At 47.9% G+C, this 1,118-nt stretch carries 1 protein-coding gene; it reads left to right on the top strand.

Features of this window, described 5'->3' with window-relative positions; all coding sequences use genetic code 11:
* The first annotated feature begins 29 nt into the window (after positions 1-29).
* On the top strand, positions 30-896 hold the full coding sequence (gene hisF / locus Q0614_RS07510) for an imidazole glycerol phosphate synthase subunit HisF (protein WP_366125050.1): 867 nt from the start codon (positions 30-32) through the stop codon (positions 894-896).
* The last annotated feature ends 222 nt before the right edge of the window (positions 897-1,118 follow it).

The following is a 1,118-nucleotide window of genomic DNA, read 5'->3' as shown; positions in this document are numbered from 1 at the left end:
TCCCATGCCTTGACGTCAAAGACGGACGCGTGGTAAAGGGCGTAAATTTCGTAGGCCTCGTGGATGCGGGCGATCCGGTCGAGATAGCCAAGCGTTACAACGAGGAGGGCGCGGATGAGCTGTGCTTCCTCGACATTACGGCGTCGCACCTTGAGCGCGATACGATCGTGGACGTCGTAGAGCGGGTAGCGCGTGAGCTTTTTATCCCGCTGACCGTGGGCGGGGGTATCCGCACGATCGACGATATCTCGCGCCTACTAAACGTTGGCTGCGACAAAATAAGCCTCAATTCGGCCGCGATAAAAAATCCAAATTTGATAGACGAAGCGGCGAATAAATTCGGCTCGCAGTGCGTCGTCGTCGCGATTGATGCGAAACGAAATTCGAATGAAATTTCGCGTGGCGATTTATGTGGCGCGACGAGGAATTCAAACGGAAATTTACACGGCGACATGCGAAATCCAGACACAAATTTAGGCAGTGAGACTCGAAATTTTGGCAAAATTTTACGCGCTCCGCAGGATGAAATTTTAACTGGGAACGGCGAGCCTTGCGGCTATAGCGTTTTTATAAACGGCGGTAGGCTAGATACCGGCAAAGATGCACTTGCCTGGGCAAAAGAGGCGCAGGAGCGCGGTGCAGGCGAAATTTTACTCACATCAATGGACTGCGACGGCGTTAAAAACGGCTTTGAGCTAAATTTGACGCGGATTTTCAGCGCGCTTGACATCCCCGTTATCGCAAGCGGCGGTGCGGGTAAAATGGAGCACTTCAAAGACGCATTTTTAGCGGGCGCGGACGCATGCCTGGCGGCATCGATTTTTCACTTCAGAGAAATCGAAATCAAGGCACTAAAAGCGTATTTACGAGAACAAAATATTGAAGTGAGACTGTAAATTTAGTCAGGTTTATACCGTGGGGTTGAAACTTAGCTGTCAAAGCGACTAAACAATTAATTTTATTTCAGTCCTTCGTTATCTTGCAAGTTTTTTGACAAGTATTATTTTGCTTAGATAAAATTTATTCGTTTTAGCTAAATCATAAGCTTTTTTAAATACTTTTCCATCTTCTACCCGCCACCTGCGCTGCTACCATTATGGAAGATAAGGGTACAGCTC

This window comes from uncultured Campylobacter sp. (assembly GCF_937997595.1).
Lineage (GTDB): Bacteria > Campylobacterota > Campylobacteria > Campylobacterales > Campylobacteraceae > Campylobacter_B.
This window is presented reverse-complemented; position numbering and strand designations above follow the sequence as displayed.